This window comes from Longimicrobium sp., from assembly GCF_036388275.1.
GTDB lineage: Bacteria > Gemmatimonadota > Gemmatimonadetes > Longimicrobiales > Longimicrobiaceae > Longimicrobium.
This window is the reverse complement of sequence record NZ_DASVSF010000089.1, coordinates 156,241-174,819: the sequence shown is the minus strand read 5'-3', so window position 1 is coordinate 174,819 and position 18,579 is coordinate 156,241. Positions and strand designations below refer to the sequence as shown.

The 18,579-nt window shown below is 73.6% G+C and carries 3 protein-coding genes and 1 pseudogene; 2 read left to right on the top strand and 2 right to left on the bottom strand.

Annotation, left to right across the window (positions count from 1 at the left end; translation table 11 throughout):
• Window positions 1-8 precede the first annotated feature (8 nt).
• Window positions 9-12,788 carry an amino acid adenylation domain-containing protein gene (locus VF632_RS18840; protein WP_331024482.1) on the bottom strand — a complete coding sequence of 4,260 codons (12,780 nt, stop codon included), beginning with the start codon at window positions 12,786-12,788 and terminating at the stop codon, window positions 9-11.
• 349 nt (window positions 12,789-13,137) lie between these two features.
• Here VF632_RS18840 and VF632_RS18835 point away from each other — a divergent pair, with 349 nt between their 5' ends.
• Together VF632_RS18835 and VF632_RS18830 are read left to right on the top strand one after the other, a co-directional pair.
• Complete coding sequence (locus VF632_RS18835; RefSeq protein ID WP_331024481.1) at window positions 13,138-15,573, top strand: FkbM family methyltransferase; 2,436 nt, start codon at window positions 13,138-13,140, stop codon at window positions 15,571-15,573.
• Window positions 15,574-15,640: 67 nt separating this feature from the next.
• The gene (locus VF632_RS18830) at window positions 15,641-16,951 is read left to right on the top strand and encodes a PLP-dependent aminotransferase family protein (protein WP_331024480.1); all 1,311 of its coding nucleotides are present in this window, start codon (window positions 15,641-15,643) and stop codon (window positions 16,949-16,951) included.
• 1,089 nt (window positions 16,952-18,040) lie between these two features.
• Here VF632_RS18830 and VF632_RS28280 read toward each other — a convergent pair.
• A pseudogene (locus VF632_RS28280) lies at window positions 18,041-18,442 on the bottom strand (protein kinase domain-containing protein); the annotation flags it as partial.
• Window positions 18,443-18,579 lie beyond the last annotated feature (137 nt).

The window sequence follows — 18,579 nt, the reverse complement described above, 5'->3', positions numbered from 1 at the left end:
GCATCGGGCTATCGGCCCCGGCGGGTGCGAGCTTCCAGGCGCCGGTCGCGCGCGGCGTGCCGCACCTCGCCCCGGTGCTCGCCCTGCTCCGCCGCGCCCGTGTGCGCCCGCCCCTGCAGCCGCGCGGCGAGGGCACGCACGGTGGGGTACTGGAACAGCTCCACCACGGGCACGTTCGCGCACAGGTCCGCCTCCAGGCGCGCCTGGAGGCGGACGAGCAGGAGGGAGTGGCCCCCCAGGTCGAAGAAGCTGTCCTCCACGCCCACCGCGTCCACCCCCAGGAGGTCCTCCCAGATGGCCGTGATGCGCCCCTCCAGCTCTGTTCCAGGCCGCCGGCCGGCGCCTTCGCCCGGCGCGGCGGGCGCGGGGAGCGCGCCGCGGTCCAGCTTGCCGTTGCGCGTCAGCGGAAGCGCATCCAGGGCCACGAACGCTCCGGGCACCATGTAGTCGGGGAGGCGCGCCCGGAGGTGGGCGCGCAGCTCGTCGGCGTTGGCCTCGCCCGCCACGTACGCCACCAGCCGGTGGTCGCCCGGCGCGTACGCCCGCGCCACCACGGCGCACTCGCGCACCCGCGGGTGGCCGCGCAGCACCGCCTCGATCTCGCCGGGCTCCAGGCGAAAGCCACGCACCTTTACCTGCTCGTCCAGGCGGCCCAGGTACTCGAGCGTGCCATCCGGCCGCCACCGGGCCCGGTCGCCCGTGCGGTACAGCCGCGCGCCTGCCCGGCCACCGAACGGCTCCGGGACGAACCGCTCGGCCGTGAGCCCCGGCCGCCCCGGGTAGCCGCGCGCCACCTGCACGCCGCCCAGGTACAGCTCGCCGGGAATGCCCACCGGCGCCGGCCGCATCCCACCGTCCAGCACGTACGCGCGCGTGTTGGGCAGGGGAGCGCCGATGGGCACCGCCTGGCACGGGTCGTCCTCCGCGCCCGACGCGTCCCAGAGGGTGGCGCCCACGGTGGCCTCGGTGGGCCCGTAGCTGTTCAGCATGCGCACCCGCCTGCCTGCCGCGCGGCGGAACGCCTGCACCGACGCCGCGAGCAGGCGCTCGCCCCCCGTGACCACCAGCCGCACGTGCTCCAGGCCGCCGGCGTCCGCCTCCAGGTGGGGAAGGAGCGAGTGCAGCACGGCGGTCGGCAGGTCCAGCACGGTCAGACGGTCGTGGCGGCAGGCCTCCCAGAACGCCCGCGGCTCCACCAGTGCCTGGCCCGCGCGCAGCACGAGGGTGGCGCCGGAAAGGAGGGTCGCGAACACCTCCTCGGCCGCCGGGTCGAAGCTGAGCGAGTGGAACTGGAGCACGCGGTCGCCGGGGACCAGCGCGTATTCGCGCGCGGCGTGCACGACGTAGTTGGCCAGCGCGCGGTGCTCGACCGCCACGCCCTTGGGGGTGCCCGTGCTTCCGGAGGTGTAGATGACGTAGGCCAGCGCGTCCGGCCGCACCGGGCGACCGGGGCTGGCCGGGGACTCGGCCGCGATGGCGGCCCGCGCACCGTCCACGCACACCACCCGCACGCCGGCCGGCGCCGGAACGGCGGCCCGCACCCGCTCCTGGGTCAGCAGCACGGCCGCGCCCGAGTCGGCCAGCATGAAGGCCAGCCGCTCGGCGGGATACGCCGGGTCCAGCGGCACGTAGGCACCTCCCGCCCGCAGCACGCCCAGCATGCCGACGACCATCTCCGGGCCCCGCTCCAGGCAGAGCCCCACCCGCACCTCGGGGCCCACGCCCAGGCGCACCAGGTGATTGGCCAGCCGATTGGCCCGCGCGTCCAGCTCACGGTAGGTGATCGGCGCGCCGCCGAAGACGAGCGCGGCGGCATCCGGCGCCTGCTTCGCCCGCGCCGCGATCAACTGGTGGACGCAATCGTCCGGAACCCGCGCCGCCGTCTGGTTCCAGGCTTCCAGCACCTGCCGCCGCTCCGTCGCGTCGGACAGCTCCAGCCGCGAAACCGGTGTTACGGGCCCGGTGGCGGCCTGCTCCAGCACCCGCCGCAGCTGGTCGGCCATGCGCAGGATGGTGCCGCGCTCGAACAGGTCGGTGCTGTATTCCAGGTTGGCCTGAAAGCGGCTGCCGTCCACGCCGAAGCCCACCGACAGGTCGAACTTGGTGGTTCCGCCGTGCGTTCCCAGGCGTGCCATCCGCAGCCCGGGAAGCCCGGCGGGCGCGCCGTCGGCCTCGTCGAGCGCGAACATCACCTGGAACAGCGCGGAATGGCTCAGCGACCGCTCCGGCTTGAGCTCCTCCACCAGCCGCTCGAAGGGCACCTCCTGGTGCTCGTAGGCGCCCAGCGTGGTTTCGCGCACGCGCCGCAGCACCTCGCGAAAGGAGGGATCGCCCGTGAGGCCGGTGCGCAGCACCAGGGTGTTGACGAAGAAGCCGATCAGCCCCTCGGTTTCGCGGCGGGTGCGCCCCGCGATGGGAACGCCCACCACCACGTCGCTGGTCCCCGCGTAGCGCGAAAGCACCACCTTGCAGGCGGCCAGGAGCACCATGAAGAGCGTGGCCCCCTCGCCCTGGCCCAGCGCGCGCAGCCGCTCCAGCAACCCGTCGGGAAGGGTGACGAGCTCCAGCGCGCCGCGGTACGTCTGCACCGCGGGACGGGGGCGGTCCGTCGGCAGCTCCAGCAGGGCGGGCGCCCCGGCCATCCGCTCGCGCCAGTACGCCAGCTGGCGCTCCAGCGCATCGCCCCGAAGGTGCATCCGCTGCCACGCCGCGTAGTCGGCGTACTGCACCGGAAGCTCCGGAAGCGCCGGCTCCCCGCCCCCGGCGCACGCGCCGTACAGCGCCGCCAGCTCGCGCAGCAGCACACCGATGCTCCAGCCGTCGCTGATGACGTGGTGAATGCCCATCAGCAGCACGTGCTCACCCGCCTCCAGCCGAAGCAGCCGGGCGCGGAAGAGCGGCCCCGTGCCCAGGTCGAAGGGACGCGCCATCTCGTCCGCGGACCGGCGGCGGACCTCCGCTTCGCGGCCGGCCGCCTCCAGGCCGGCAAGGTCATCCACGGGAAGCGCGAAGCCGTCGTACGGGGCGATCACCTGTACGGGCGCGCCGTCCACCTGGGGAAGCGCCGTCCGCAGGACCTCGTGGCGGCGCACGATCTCTCCCAGCGCCCGCCGTAGGGCAGGCACGTGCAGTTCCCCCGACAGCCGCCGCGCGACGAGCACGTTGTACAGGGAGCTGCCGGGATCCATGCGGTCCAGGAACCAGAGCCGCTCCTGGGCGAAGGAGAGCGGCAGGGCTCGTCCTCGCTCCACCGGCACGATGGGCGGCAGCGGCGGCTGCCCCGCGCGCCGCATCTCCTCCACCCGTTCGCCCAGCTCCGCGACCGTGGGCCCCTCGAAGAGCGCCCGGAGCGGCACCTCGACGCCAAACACGTCGCGCACCCGCGACACCACGCGCGTGGCCAGCAGCGAGTGCCCGCCCAGCTCGAAGAAGTTCTCGTCCGCGCCGACGCGCTCCACCCGCAGCACCTCGGCCCAGACCCCCGCCAGCACTTCCTCGACGGGTGTGCGCGGCGCCAGGTACGCGGTTCCCTCCTCGATCGCGGCTCCCCCGGGCGCGGGGAGCGCGCCGCGGTCCAGCTTGCCGTTGGCGGTCAGGGGAATGCGTTCGATGGACACGAACGACGCGGGCACCATGTACTCGGGAAGCGCCTTCTTCAGGGCGTCGCGAAGCGCGGACGCCGCCGGCGGCCCGCCCGCGGGAACGACGTACGCCACCAGCGCCGCCTCGTCGCCTTCGCCGCGCACCACCACCAAGCACTCGCGGACGGCACCGCCTGCGCGGATGGCCGCCTCGACCTCGCCCGGCTCGATACGGAAACCGCGGAGCTTGACCTGCCGGTCGGTGCGCCCCAGGTACTCCAGCGTGCCATCCGCGCGCCACCGCACCCGGTCCCCCGTCCGGTAGAGCCGCGCCCCCGGCTCGCCGCCGAGGGGGTCGGGGACGAAGCGCTCCGCCGTCTGCGCCGCGCGTCCCTGGTAGCCACGCGCCACCCCCGCCCCGCCGATCAGCACCTCACCGGGAATGCCCACCGGCTGCGGCGTCCCGCGCACGTCGCATACGTACAGGCGCACGTTCCCCAGCGGGCGGCCGAGTGGGTGCCCATCGATGCCGCCACCCGCCGGAACGGGATGCGCGGACGCGAGGATCGTCCCCTCCGTCGGCCCGTAGAGGACGTGCGTCTCCGCGCCAGGGAACGCCGCCGCCATCTCCGCCAGCAGGTCAGCCGGAACCCGGTCTCCACCCACGAAGGCGCGGCGCAGGCGGGCGAGGCGGGGCGTCTCCCGCTCGACGCGGACGATCTCGCGCATCAGCGCGGGGACGGCGTGCAGGAGCGTGGCGTCCGCCGTCTCCTCCAGCAGCGCTTTGACATCCAGCACCCGCTCGCGTGGAACCAGCCGGACCGCGGCCCCGGAGGTGAGGGGAAGGAGCGCCTCGAAGAGCCAGATGTCGAAGGCGTGGCTCGCCAGCGCGGGCATCACGTCCCCCGCGCCGACTCCGAATGCCTCCCGCGTGGCCGCAAGCAGGTTCGCCAGCGAGCCGTGCTGCACCAGCACCCCCTTGGGACGCCCGGTGGAGCCGGAGGTGTGGATGACGTAGGCGAGGCTCTGAGCGGAGATCTCCCCCCCGGACGAATCCGCGTGCTCACCGGAGCTCTCGTCCGGGGAGACGTCTTCCATCCGGACGACGGCCGCCGCGTGCTCCGGGAGCGCGTCCGCCGCGCCGTCCGTCGCCACGATGACGGAGAGCGCCGTGTCGGCCACGATCCACGCCAGCCGCTCGGCCGGGTACGCGGGATCGAGCGGGACGTAGGCGCCGCCCGCCTTCCAAATCCCGAGGACGCCCGCCAGCAGCTCCGGCGTCCGTTCGACACAGAGCCCGACCGGCGTCTCGGGGCCCACCCCCAGCGTCCGCAGGCGGCGGGCGAGGGCGGACGCGCGCCGGTCCAGCGCGCCATAGCTCACGGCGTCGGCCGCGTGAAGGAGCGCGGCGGCGGCGGGCGTCCTCCGGGCGTGCTCGGCGAAAAGGAGGTGGACGGGGGGCGAAGGATAGTCGCGCGCCGTGTCGTTCCACCCCGCGAGCACCTGCGCGCGCTCCGCCTCGTCCGCCAGCTCCAGCTCCGAAATGCGGACGTCCGCGTTTTCCGCGACCTCCTCCAGCACGCGCCGGAAGTGCGCGAGCATCCGCGCGGCCGACGCAGGGTCGAAGAGGTCGGTCGCGTAGGAGAGGACGCCGCCCAGGGCCCCATCGGCGCCGTTCGCCAGCGCCAGCCCCAGGTCGAACTTGGCCGTGTCCCGCCCGGCGTCCATCGGCTCGGCCCGCACCCCCGGCAATGCGGGGGCGCGCTCCGCCTGTTCCGCCAGCGTGAACATCACCTGGAAGAGGGGAGAGTGGCTGGTGCTTCGGTCCGGCTGGAGCGCCTCCACCAGCCGTTCGAACGGCACGTCCTGGTGCTCGTACGCGCCAAGCGTCTCGTTGCGCACACGCCGAAGCACCTCGCGGAAGGACGGATCGCCCGAGAGGTCCGTCCGCAGCACCAGCGTGTTGACGAAGAAGCCGACCAGCTCCTCCACCTCGCGCCGCGTGCGCCCGACCACCGGGCTGCCCACCACCACGTCCTCGCTCCCGGCGTACCGGCCCAGGAGCACCTGGAACGCCGCAAGCAGCACCATGAACGGCGTCGCCCCCTCGCTCCGCCCCAACGTCCGCAGCCGCTCCGCCAGGATCGGGGAAAGTTCGAGCCGCTCGTGTGCCCCCCGGAACGACTGCACGCCGGGACGCGGCCGGTCGGTGGGGAGCGCCAGGAGCGGGGGCGCGCCCGCCAGCCGCTCGCGCCAGTAGGCGAGCTGCCCCGTGAGCACGTCGCCGCCCAGCTGCTTCCCCTCCCACACCGCGTAGTCCGCGTACTGCACCGCCAGCTCGGCCAGGGGCGATTCGCGCCCATCCCGGTACGCGGTGTAGAGCGCCGACAGCTCGCGGAAGAGCACGCCCGTGCTCCACCCATCGGTGACCACGTGGTGAAGGCAGAGGAGGAAGACGTGCTCCTCCGCCGACAGCCGGAGAAGCATCGCGCGGAAGAGCGGGCCCGCGGCGAGGTCGAACGGGCGCGCGGCTTCCTCCACCACGCGCCGGCGCGTCTCCGCCTGGCGCGCCTGCTCATTCAGCGCCGACAGGTCCTCCACCGGGAGCGCGAAGCCGCCGAACCGGGCGATCACCTGCACCGGGGCCCCGTCCCGCTCCGGGAAGACCGTCCGGAGCGACTCGTGGCGGCGAACGACCTCCCCCAGCGCCCGCTCCAGCGCCGGGACGTCCAGCGGGCCGGAGAGGCGGAACGCCGTGGGGTGGTTGTAGACCCCGCTCTCCGGCTGGAGCCGGTCCAGGAACCAGAGCCGTTTCTGGGCGAAGGAGAGCGGGAGCGCCCCGGCGCGCTCCACCGGCACCACAGGGGGGAGCGGCGGGCGCCCCTCGCGCCTGATCTCCTCCACCCGGCCGGCAAGCTCCGCGATGGTGGGCCCCTCGAAGAGCGCGCGAAGCGGCATCTCGACGCCGAACACCTCGCGCACCCGCGACACCACGCGCGTGGCCAGCAGCGAGTGCCCGCCCAGCTCGAAGAAGTTCTCGTCCGCGCCCACGCGCTCCGCCCGCAGCACCTCGGCCCAGATCCCCGCCAGCACCTCTTCGACGGGGGTGCGCGGCGCCAGGTACGCGGCACCCTCTTCTCCCCCTGCTCCACCGGGCGCGGGGAGCGCGCCGCGGTCCAGCTTGCCGTTGGCGGTCAGGGGAATGCGTTCGATGGACACGAACGCGGCCGGGACCATGTACTCGGGAAGCGCCTTCTTCAGCGCGTCGCGGAGGACGGATGCCGACGGCGGCTCGCCCGCGGGAACGACGTACGCCACCAGCGCCGCCTCGTCGCCCTCGCCCCGCACCACCACCGCCGCCGCCTCCACGCCCGGCTGGGCCAGCAGCACCGACTGGATCTCGCCCAGCTCGATGCGGTGCCCCCGGATCTTCACCTGCTGATCGATGCGCCCCAGGTACTCCAGGGTGCCGTCGGCCCGCCACCGCGCCAGGTCGCCCGAGCGGTACAGCCGCGACCCCGCCCCGCCCGCGAACGGGTCGGGGACGAAGCGCTGCGCCGTCAGCCCCGGCCGGCCCAGGTAGCCCCGCGCCAGCCCCGCCCCGCCCACGTGCAGCTCGCCCGGCACCCCCGTGGGCGCCGGGTTGCCCCTCGCGTCCAGCACGTACGCCCGCAGGTCGGGAATGGGCACGCCCACGCCGCTGCCCACCGCGTCGCGTCGCAGCTCCGCGCCGGTGACCGTGTGCCAGGTCACGTGCACGGTGGTTTCGGTGATCCCGTACATGTTCACCAGCCGGGGGCGCCGGGGACCATAGCGGTCCAGCCACCCGCGCAGCGACTCGTACGAGAGCGCCTCGCCGCCGAACACCACCGTGCGCAGCCGCTCCAGCGGCTGGGCCGACTCCTCGTCCGCGCGCGCCAGGGCGCGGAAGGCGGAGGGTGTCTGGCTGAGCACCGTCACCCGCTCCGTCGCCAGCAGCGCGCGGAACGCCACCGGGTCGCGGCTGACGTCGAACGGCACCACCACCAGCCGCCCGCCGTGCAGCAGCGCGCCCCAGATCTCCCAGACGGAAAAGTCGAAGGCGTACGAGTGGAAGAGCGTCCACGCGTCCCCGTCCCCGAACCCGAAGGACTCGGCCGTCGCATCGAACAGGCGCAGCACGTTTCCGTGCGTTACGCCCACGCCCTTGGGGCGGCCGGTGCTGCCGGAGGTGTAGATGACGTAGGCGAGGTTTTCGGGAGCAACGGTGACGCCCGGGTCGTCCGGGATCTCGTCCGCGGGGACGTCTTCGAGCGAGAGGACGTCGATTCCCTCCGCCAGGACGCGGTCGCGCAACGCGGCTTGGGCGAGGAGGACGCGGATCCCCGCGTCTTCCGCCATGAAGGCCAGCCGCTCGGCCGGGTACGCCGGGTCCAGCGGCACGTACGCGCCGCCCGCCTTGAGTATCGCCAGCACGCCGGCGACCAGGTCCAGCGAGCGCCCGGCGCACAGCCCCACCCGCGACTCCGGGCCCACCCCCAGCGCGCGAAGCCGGCGGGCGAGACGGTTGGCCCGCGCGTTCAGCTGCCCGTAGCTCAGCGAGTCGCCCCCGCAGGTGAGCGCCACCGCATTCGGAGCCGCCTGGGCCCGGCGCTCGAAGCGCTCGTGGAGGCTCCCCGAAACCGGCAACGACGCGCCTGACCCGCTCCACCTCGAGACCAGTTCTTCCCGCTCCGCGGCCCCGAGCATCGGCAGGGCGGACACGGGCGTCGCGGGATCGGACGCCGCGGCTTCGAGCAGCGCCGCCAGGTGCCCCGCCATCCGGACGATCGTCGCCCCGTGGAACAGGTCGCTCGCGTACTCCAGCATCCCCTCCATCCCCCCGTCGCGCCGGGTGAAGAAGAGGGAGAGATCGAACTTGGAGGTGGCCACTTCCACCGGCACCACCTCGGCCGCGAGCCCCGGCAACCGGGGGGCGTCTCCGGGAAGGACGGCGAAGAAGGCCTGGAAGACGGGGTTGTGGCCCAGGCTGCGCTCCGGCCGCAGCTCGTCGAGGAGCTTTTCGAAGGGCACCTCCTGGTGCTCGTACGCGCCCAGCGCCGCCTCGCGCACGCGCCGCAGCACCTCGCGAAAGCATGGCTCGCCTGAAAGATCGGTGCGCACCACCAGCGTGTTGGTGAAGAAGCCGATCAGCTCCTCCACCTCGCGGCCTCGCCGGCCGGCGCTGGAGCTTCCGACGACGATGTCGCCGGTGCCCGCGTAGCGGGACAGCAGAACCTGGAAGCCGGCCAGGAGCACCATGTAGGGCGTGGCGCCCTCGCTTCTCCCCAGCGCGTCCAGCCGCTCCGCGAGCCCGTCCGGGAGGGCGAACCGCTCGCGCGCGCCCCGGTACGTCTGCACCGCGGGACGCAGGCGGTCGGTGGGCAGCTCCAGCAGGGCGGGCGCCCCCGCCATCCGCTCGCGCCAGTACGCCAGCTGCCGCTCCAGCGCCTCGCCCCTCAGCTGCTCGCGCTGCCACACCGCGAAGTCACCGTACTGCACCGCGAGCGGGGGAAGCCCCGGATCCCGGCCCCGGGCGTACGCAGAGTACAGGGTGGACAGTTCGCGGAAGAGCACGTCCCGGCTCCACCCGTCGGTGACGATGTGGTGCATGCACAGCAGGAGCAGGTGCTCCCCAGCACGCAGCCGCAGCAGCGTGGCCCGGAAGAGCGGCCCGGACGACAGGTCGAACGGGCGGGCGGCGTCCGCGGCGGCGCGCCGCATCGCCTCCGCCTCGCCCGTCCCGGAAAGGTCGTCCACGGGCAGGGCGAAGCCGCCGAATGGCGCCACAACCTGGACCGGTTCCCCGTCCACCTCGACGAAGGTCGTCCTCAACGCATGGTGGCGCATTACAATCGCACCCAGCGCCCGCTCCAGCGCGGGAACGTCGAGTTCGCCTCGCAGCCGCACCCCCGTGGGAAGGTTGTAGGCAACGCTCCCCGGCTGCAGCCGGTCCAGGAACCAGAGCCGTTCCTGGGCAAAGGAGAGCGGCAGGTGTCGGCCATCGCCGGCCGGTACGACGGGCGGCGGCACCGGGCGCCCGTCGCGCCTCGCCTCCTCCACCCGCTCGGCCAGTTCGAGCACCGTGGGAGTTTCGAAGAGCGCACGGAGCGGCATCTCGACGCCGAACGCCTGCCGCATCCGCGACACCACCTGCATGGCCGCCAGCGAATGCCCCCCCAGGGCCGGGAAGGAGTCGTCGGCCCCCACGCGATCCACCTGCAGCACCTCGGCCCAGATCCCCGCCAGCACCTCCTGGACGGGTGTCCGCGGCGCCGCGCGGCCCTCGCCGGCGCGGGCGGGCGCAGGCAGGGCGCGGCGGTCCACCTTTCCGGTGGGGGACAGCGGCAGCCGCGCCAGGAGCACGAAGGCGTCGGGAACCATGTAGAACGGAAGCGCCTGGCGCAGGTGGGTCCGGAGCGCCGCCACCTCCGCGTCGGCCACCGCGTACGCCACGAGCCGCTTTCCGCCCGCGCCGTCGTCCAGTGCCACGACCGCGCATTCCCGCACGGCGGCGTGGCGCCCCAGCTCCGCCTCGATCTCGCCGGGCTCCACGCGGAACCCGCGGATCTTTACCTGGTCGTCCAGGCGGCCCAGGAGGTCCAGTCCGCCCCCGTCCAGCCGCCGCACCCGGTCGCCCGTGCGGTACACGCGCGCGCCGGGCTCCGCGCCGGAGAGGTCCGGCACGAAGCGCTCGGCCGTGAGCGCGGGCCGCCCCAGGTACCCGCGGGCCAGCGCCACGCCGCCCAGGCACAGCTCGCCGGGAACACCCTCGGGCACCGGGCGCAGCCGCGCGTCGAGCACCAGCACCCGCCGCCCGGCCAGCGCCGCCCCCACGGGAACGCGCGGCAAGGCCGCGTCCCCGGCGGCGGTCCGGTGCAGCGTCGCGGTGACCACGCCTTCGGTGGGCCCGTAGCCGTTCAGGAGCGGCGCGTGGCCCGGGGCGGCGTGCCACGCCGCCACCGAGGCCGGCCGCAGGGCCTCGCCCCCCACCAGCGCGAGCCGCACCCCTGCCCGTACGCGCGCCAGCGCCGCCTCGTCGGCCGCGAGGGTGTGCCAGTACGCCGTCGGGGGGTTCACTACCGTCACGCCCAGCCGCTCGACCGCCCCGGCGAACTCGGACGCCGTCCACACCTCCGCGCCGCGGAACCCGACGGAGGCCCCCACCATCAGAGGGGCGAGCATCTGCTCGATGGAGGGGTCGAAGGAGATGGCCGCGAAGGCCAGCACCCGGTCGCCCGGCACCAGGCCATACGCGGCGGCCGCGGCCGACAGGTGGGCGGCCGCGGCGCGGTGGCTGACCACCACGCCCTTGGGGCCGCCGGTGGAACCCGAGGTGTAGAGGATGTAGGCAGCCGCCTCGGGGTGCGTGGCGTCCGCCGGGGGGGCGTCGGGCTCGGCGGCCAGGCTGGGGTCGTCCACGCGCAGCACCGGCGGACCCCCGCCAGGGAGCCCTCCGGCCAGCGCGCCGTCCGCCAGCACCGCCGACACCGCCGCGTCGCGCAGCACGAAGGCGATCCGTTCCGCCGGAAGGCCGGGGTCCAGCGGCACGTAGGCACCGCCGGCCTTGAGCACGGCCAGGATGGACACGGCCAGCGCCGGGCTCCGTTCCAGGCACACCCCCACGCGCACCTCCGGGCCCACGCCCCGCCGCCGCAGCCGGTGCGCGAGCCGGTTGGCCTGGCGCTCGAGCTCGCGGTAGGCCAGCGGCGCGCCGTCGGCCACCAGGGCGATGGCGTCGGGGGTGCGATCCGCCTGTGCCTGCACGAGCCGATGCACGAGCCCGCCGTCCCGGGCCGCCGCGGCTGGCGCGGACTTCTCGATCGCGGCTGGCCCGCCCGGCGCGTCCAGCTCGCCCAGGCGCCGTTCGGGGTCCGCCGCGACTTCCTCCAGCAGCCGCGCAAAGTGCAGCAGCATGCGATCCGCCGCGGCCGCGTCGAAACGCCGTGCGTCGTACTCCAGCCGCGCGCGGAGCGGCGTTTCGCCGGTAACGGCAAGCGAAAGCGGAATGCCCGTCCTGCGAAGCACCCGGAAGCTGCGCCGCCCCGCCCCGTTCCCCGCGGCGCGGAGAGCGGCGTCGAACGGCTGCGGCTGAAAGTCGACCACGGTGTCGAAGAGGTTCGCACCCGGCGGAAGCCCGCCCCAGCGGGCCACGTCGGGCGCGGCGGCGTGCTCGTGCGCGGCCAGCGCCGCGCTCCGGTCGCCGATCTCCTCCAGCCAGTCGATCACCCGCGCGCCGGGCGGAAGCGGAACGCGGACGGCGACGGTGTTGATCAGGAGCCCCACCATCCCGTCCGCCCCCCGCACCTCGGCGGCGCGGCCGGACCTCACCACCCCGAACACCGCCTCGCCCGCGCCGGTGTAGCGCCCCAGGAGGAGCGCCCACGCACCCTGCACCAGCGTGTTCAGCCACACCCCGTTTTCGCGCTCGAACGCGCGCAGGAGGGTGGTGGCGTGGGCGGAAAGCCGGATCTCGCGCTCGCCCGAGGGCGCGCCCGCCGCCGCGCCGCCCCGCGCCAGGCCGCTCCCCGGGACGGGTGCCGGCACGCCGGCGCCGCGAAGCTGCCCGGCCCAGTACGCCTCGTCGGCCTCCGGATCGCGTCCGCGCAGCCAGGCGACGTGCTCCCGGAAGGGACGCCGTTCCGGCAGCTCCGCAGCCCGCCCCTCGGCCGACGCCTCGTACAGGGCGAAGACCTCGCGGAGCACGTGGGCCACCGACCGCCCGTCGAGGAGGATGTGGTGAAAGCTCCACACCAGCACGTGCTCGTCCCCCCGCAGCCCGAACAGCGCCAGGCGCATGGCCGGCGCGTGCGCCAGGTCGAAGCCGCGGGCACGGTCGTCTTCCAGGTACCGCTCCAGCCGCTCCTCCTGTCCCGCCGGGTCCAGCGCCGTACAGTCGTGGCACCCGAACTCCACCTGGGCGCTGGGGATGACCTCCTGCACCGCCTCCGGGACGTCCGTCCAGCGGAAGCGCGTCCGCAGCACGTCGTGCCGGCCCACCACCCGCTCCCACGCCTGCTGCAGCCACTCGGCGCACACCGGGTGCGCCAAGCGGCAGACCACCTGCTCCACGTCCACGCCCGAGGCGGGGTCGCGCAGGGCCTGCGCGAGCATGCCCCGCTGAAGGGGAGTCAGGGGATAGCGGTCCTGCACCGGGGCTTCGGGAAGGACGGCCGGGTCTGTGGCCATGGAGGTGTCGGGTGTGGAGACGGCGAGCGCCGGAAGCGGAGGGGTGGCGCCCGACGCTTGTTTTTCGATAACTAGTCGTATATCGTGAGCATGTCAAGGCGTGTTTCGCCCTGCTGCCCGCCGATTGCGCCATCGCGTACCCCGTTCCTGTGGGGCGGCGCCTCGCCTCCCGTACACTCGCCCTGGAATGCAAACGACGCCTCCCAGCACGATCCGGCCTGACCGGGCGCACGAAGACGCACCGGGCCGCCGCCCCGGCGCGTCCGGACCGCCGGGAGAAGGTGCGCCTGGGAAGCCTATCGAAGCCGCCAGTTTCCCGTCGGGAGAGCGCCTGCGCTTTCCGAATGGAATGACGGTAATTCCGCAGAGCCGGGTGGAGGCCGAGCACTTCTACGAAGACCTGTTCGAGAAGCGCATCTACCTGCGCCACGGGATTTCACTGCACCCCGGCGACTGCGTGTTCGACGTGGGCGGCAACATCGGAACCTTTGCCCTGTTCGCGCACTGGCACGCGCCGGGGACCCGCGTCTACACCTTCGAGCCCGCGCCCCCCCTCTTCCAGCGGCTGCGCGCCAACCTGGCGCTGAACGGCGCCCCGGCACGCGCCTTCAACTTCGGGATCGGCGAGGCCGAGCGGACGATGCGCTTCACCTTCTATCCCAACAGCTCCGGCATGTCGTCGTTCTACGCCGATCCGGCGGAGGAGAGGGACGTGCTGCGGCTGATGATGCAGCGCGAGCAGGAGAAGGGGACGGAGGGGATGGATGCGCTGATGACCTTTGGCGAGGAGCTGCTGGACGAACGCTTCCGGGCCGAGGAGATGGAGTGCCGGCTGCGTCCGCTCTCGGCCGTCATCCGCGAAGAGGGAGTGGAGCGGATCGACCTGCTGAAGGTGGACGTGCAGAAGGCCGAGCTGGACGTGCTGCGCGGGATCGACGACGAGCACTGGCCGCGCATCCGCCAGGTGGTGATGGAGGTGCACGACCTGGACGGCCGGCTGGACGAGGTGACGCGGCTGCTGGAGGGCCGGGGGTTTCGCGTGGCGGTGGAGCAGGACGAGGCCGTCGAAGGCTCCATCCTCTACAATCTCTTCGCCGTCAGCCGCGCCTTTCCCGAGCGCGGCGCGGCGGCGGACGGCGACGCGCCTGGGCCGTGGCGGCTCCTGCTCCTTTCCGCCTCGTCGGCGGAAGCCGTGGACGCCGCGGCCACCCGCCTGGCCGGGCACCTGGCGCGGCACCCGGAGCTGCCGCTGGCCGACGTGGCCTTCACCCTTCGGGTGGACGATCCCGCGCTCCTGCACCGCCGGGCCGTGCTGGTACGCCAGGGCGAGGATACGGACGCGCTTCTCCGGTCCCGCGATCCCGGGCGCACGGCCGACGGCGAAGCCGGTGCCGCCCCCTCCGTCGCCTTTCTCTTTCCCGGCGTGGGCGAGCAGTACCCCGGGATGGCGCGCGGCCTGTACGGCGCCCAGCCGGTGTTCCGGGCCGAGGTGGACCGCTGTGCCGCCCTCCTGCGCCCCCACCTGGGGATGGACCTGCGCGAGGCGCTGTTCGCGGGGGGCCGCGAAGCGCCGCCGCGGCCCTCGCCCGGCGGCCTGGACCTGAGGGCCATGCTGGGGGGGGCACCCGCTTCGCCCGAGGCCCAGCGGCTCAGCCGCACCGACGTGGCGCAGCCGGTGGCCTTCGTGGTGGGCTACGCGCTGGCCCGGCTCTGGGAATCGTGGGGCGTGCGCCCGGACGCGCTGATCGGCCACTCCCTGGGCGAGTACACGGCGGCGTGCGTGGCCGGGGTGATGGCCCTGGAAGACGCGCTGGAGCTGGTGGCCCTGCGCGCCCTGGCCATCCAGGCGCTCCCCGGCGGGGCCATGCTCGCCGTTTCCCTTTCCCCCGAAGCCGTCCAGCCGTTCCGCGGCGAGGACGTCGCGCTGGCGGCGGTCAACGCGCCGGAGCTCTGCGTCCTTTCGGGAACCGGGGAGGCGATCACCCGCGCGCAGGAGGCGCTTGCCCAGGCCGGGCACACGTCGCGCCGGCTGGCCACCACCCACGCCTTCCACTCGCCGCTGATGGCGCCCGCGGCCGAGCGGGTGGCGCGCCTCGCCGCGCGCATGCGGCTGGCGCCGCCGCGCATTCCCCTGCTGTCGAACCTGTCGGGCACCTGGTTGACGGACGCCGAGGCCACCGATCCGGGCTATTGGGCGCGGCACCTGGTGGGCACCGTCCACTTTGGCCGCGGCGCCGCCGCGCTTCTGGCGCACCCCGGCCGGGTGCTGGTGGAGATGGGGGCCGGCGGGTCGCTGGGTGCCTTCGTGCGCCAGCAGGCGGCGGCGAGCGGATCGCCCGTTCCCCCGGGCGTGGCCTCGCTTCCCCACCAGGCGGAGGATGTCCCCGACGCCGCGTTCGTGCTGGCGTCGGTGGGGCGGCTGTGGACGGTGGGCGTGCGGCCCGGCCCCGCCGCCTTCGGCGACGCCGGCACGGAGCGGCGGGTGCCGCTTCCCTCGGCCCTTCCCGAGGCGACCGAGAGCGCCGGACCGGAGGCGGTGGATGGCGCCGACGAGGGGAGCGAGGTGGAGCGGGTGCTGGCGGGGGTGTGGCACGAGCTGCTGGAGGTGCGGCCCAGCCGGCACGACGACTTCTTCCTGCTGGGCGGGCACTCGCTCCTGGCGGCGAAGCTCATCGCCCGCGTCCGTGACCGCTTCGGTGTCGACATGCGGCTGCGGACGCTGTTCCAGACGCGCACCGTCGCCGGCATGGCCACGTGGATCGAAGAGGCCGCGGCAGCGGGCTAGCCCGCCGGACAGAATCGAAGCCCCGGGCCCCCGCCCGACGCCGCGTTCCACCCCAGAAGCTCCGGCCATGCCCGAACCGACCGCCGCGGATCACGACATCCCGTTCGCCGCCTGGACCCGGCAGTCCCGGCAGTCCATCCTTCGCGAAATCCTCGCGCTGACCGCCGATCCCAACCTGCTTTCCTTTGCCCTGGGGATGCCGGCCGCGGAGCTGTTCCCCACCCCCGGCTACGCGCGGGCGGCGCAGCACGTGCTGGGCCACGATCCCCGCGCCCTCCAGTACGGCATGCCGCTGCGGCGCCTGCGCGAGCACGTGGTACAGCTGATGGCGCTTCGCGGCGTGGAATGCACCGAGAACGAGGTCTTCATCACCACCGGAGCCCAGCAGGCCATGAGCCTGCTGGGCCAGCTGCTGGTGACACCCGGCGGTACCGTGGTCACCGAGGAGCTGGCCTACGACGGGATGCTGGGCTCGCTGCGTCCCCTGCAGCCGCGCGTGCTCACCGTGCCCTCCGACCCGCAGACGGGGATGGACGTAGGGGCGCTGGAGGCGCTGCTGGCCGCTGGCGAGCGCCCGGCCCTGGTGTACACGATTCCCGAGGGGCACAACCCGCTGGGCGCCAGCATGCCCTCCGCGGCACGGCGGCGGCTGGCCGAGGTGGCGGGGTGTTACGGCGTCACGGTGATCGAGGACGACGCCTACGGGCTCATCGACTACGACGGCGACGCGCCCCCCGCGCTGCGGTCGTACGATGGCCGGCGGGTGCTGTACGTGGGCTCGTTCAGCAAGATCATGGCGCCCGGGATTCGGACGGGATGGGTGGTCGCCCCCGAGGCGGTGGTGCAGCGGCTCTCGATCCTCAAGCAGGGCAGCGACCTGGACGTCACCACCTTCGCCCAGCTCGCGCTTTCGGCGTTCCTGGACCGGGAGCCCTTCGCCGAGCACCTGGCCAGCCTGCGCGCGGCGTACGCCGTACGGCGCGACGCCATGCTCGAAGCGCTCGACGCCCACTTTCCCGCCGCCGCCCGCTGGAGCCGTCCACGCGCGGGGATGTTCGTGTGGGTGGAAACGCCGGAGGGAGTGGACACCACCGCCCTGCTGCGGCGCGCGGTGGCCGAGGCCGGGGTGGCCTTCGTTCCCGGGCAGGCGTTCTGCGCCGCGGGGGGCGTGCGGGGCCGCGGCGGGCTGCGGCTGAACTTTTCGCGCCCCTCGCCCGACCAGATCCACGACGGCATCCGGCGGCTCGGAAGGCTCCTGCAGCCCCGCCCCGCCGTCATTCCCCTGCCGGCGGGGTTCAGCCCGGCCGTGGGCGCGTCCGCCTCCGCGCCGCCCCGGCCTGTGCCCTCCCCCTCCACGCGCCCCCTCGGCCCCCGCTGAGGGATGCACGGAATCGAGGGGCAGCGTCGCTTCGCCCTGGTCCCTCGTCATCCCCTTCCGTTCTGTTCCCCAGGACGTAAGAACGACGGGGCTGATGTGACGCTCACCAAACGTTTTCCGCCGACCCGACTTCATGAGTAATCCGGAACAGGCATCTTCCCATCGATGTAACCTACGGTACGAAGAGAATTTACAGCGGGATTGAGGGGTTGAATCCCACCGGCTTTCGCAAAGCCGATTCACAACTTTCTGAGTCAATTTCACAGCTGCCAGCGCACGATTCGGCTCCCGGAGCGTCACGGCTGGGCACGGGAACAGAAAAGCCCCCACCGTAAGTTACGGTGAGGGCTAAACTTAGCTACGCGCCAGGCTGGACTCGAACCAGCGACCTACGGCTTAGAAGAGCATAGGCGCTGTCACACGGCGTCACCGGGGAACACGGAATCCCACGGCTTTACTACGTTTCCATCACCCAGCGTCACCACGCGTCACCCAGCAGCACGCGGTAACTGTAAAAGAATCTGCGAAAATTTCGTCGCCCGCGCAAGTGGTCACGGAGGCGGCGTGGGGTGGACGAACTCCGGTTCGCGGCCGATTCGCACCTCTTGACCCCGGCGGTCCCGGCAGGGTGAACTTTGGTGAACGGACGGCCTTCGGGCCGCGTTCGCCATGAGGGGATGGATCGGCGATTGCCTGCTAGCTAGGGGGAATACCCGTCACCCGCCTCGTTTGCTTGCGCCCTCTCGAGGGCACACGGAGATGATCCTGGATTTCCCCGAGAGGAAGCGAAGCGGATGCGGACGATCGTTCTGACGGCAGCGCTGGCGTGCGCGGCTCCGGAAACGGCCGCGGCCGGCGCCGAGGCGTCCTGCAGGAGCAGCTCCGACGCGATCACGCCGAGCGAGTAGACGTCCGAGCGCTCGGTGGCGGATGCCCCTTCCGCGCGCTCCGGCGCCGCGTTAGCGCTCGGTGTAGTGGTGCCGGAGCGTCGTCCGGCCGTCCTCGCGCAGGGTGTCCAGGATGCGGCTGACGTTGAAGTCCGCGAGCTTCGGAACGAAGTCCGCGTCGAAGAGCACGTCTCGGCTTGATGTCGCGGTGGATCACGCCGGAGAGGTGCGCGTGGCTGAGCGCCGAGGCGCAGGCGCGCAGGAGACGCACGATTGCGGGCTCGTCGGCGTACTTGGCGCGAACGCCGGGGTTCTCCAGCGACCCGCCCCATGCGTATTCCAGCACCAGCCACGAGCCCACGCTGTCCGTGGTCCCCTGGTCCAAGAGGCGGATGATGTTCTCGTGGCGGAGCCGCGAGAGCGCGGCCGTCTCACGCAGGAAGAACTCGCGCACCGTGGCCGGGGGCTCCCTGCCGCTTACGATCTTGACGGCTACGCGTGCGGCCGAGCTGCGCAGGTCCACGGCAAGACGGACGATCGACCCGGTTCCAACGCCGATCGGGTCCGAGGGCGCGTACCTGTCCGCGAGCAGCTGCGTGTTCATTAAAATGGCTGATTCGGGAACTCGCGCCCACCGCCGGGTGCTGAGCGGCGTAGCGCGAGGCTACAAGGAGGCTGGCCTGCCGACGCCGGGCTGCGTGGAGCTCCTGATGGCCCAGCGGATTTCGCGGCGGCGCCGCG

What these genes read in the sequence shown, in the direction of transcription:
- VF632_RS18835 (WP_331024481.1), top strand. Translation starts at nt 13,138, where the DNA reads ATGACGGTAATTCCGCAGAGCCGGGTGGAGGCCGAGCACTTCTACGAA.
- VF632_RS18840 (WP_331024482.1), bottom strand. Translation starts at nt 12,788, where the DNA reads ATGGCCACAGACCCGGCCGTCCTTCCCGAAGCCCCGGTGCAGGACCGC.
- VF632_RS18830 (WP_331024480.1), top strand. Translation starts at nt 15,641, where the DNA reads ATGCCCGAACCGACCGCCGCGGATCACGACATCCCGTTCGCCGCCTGG.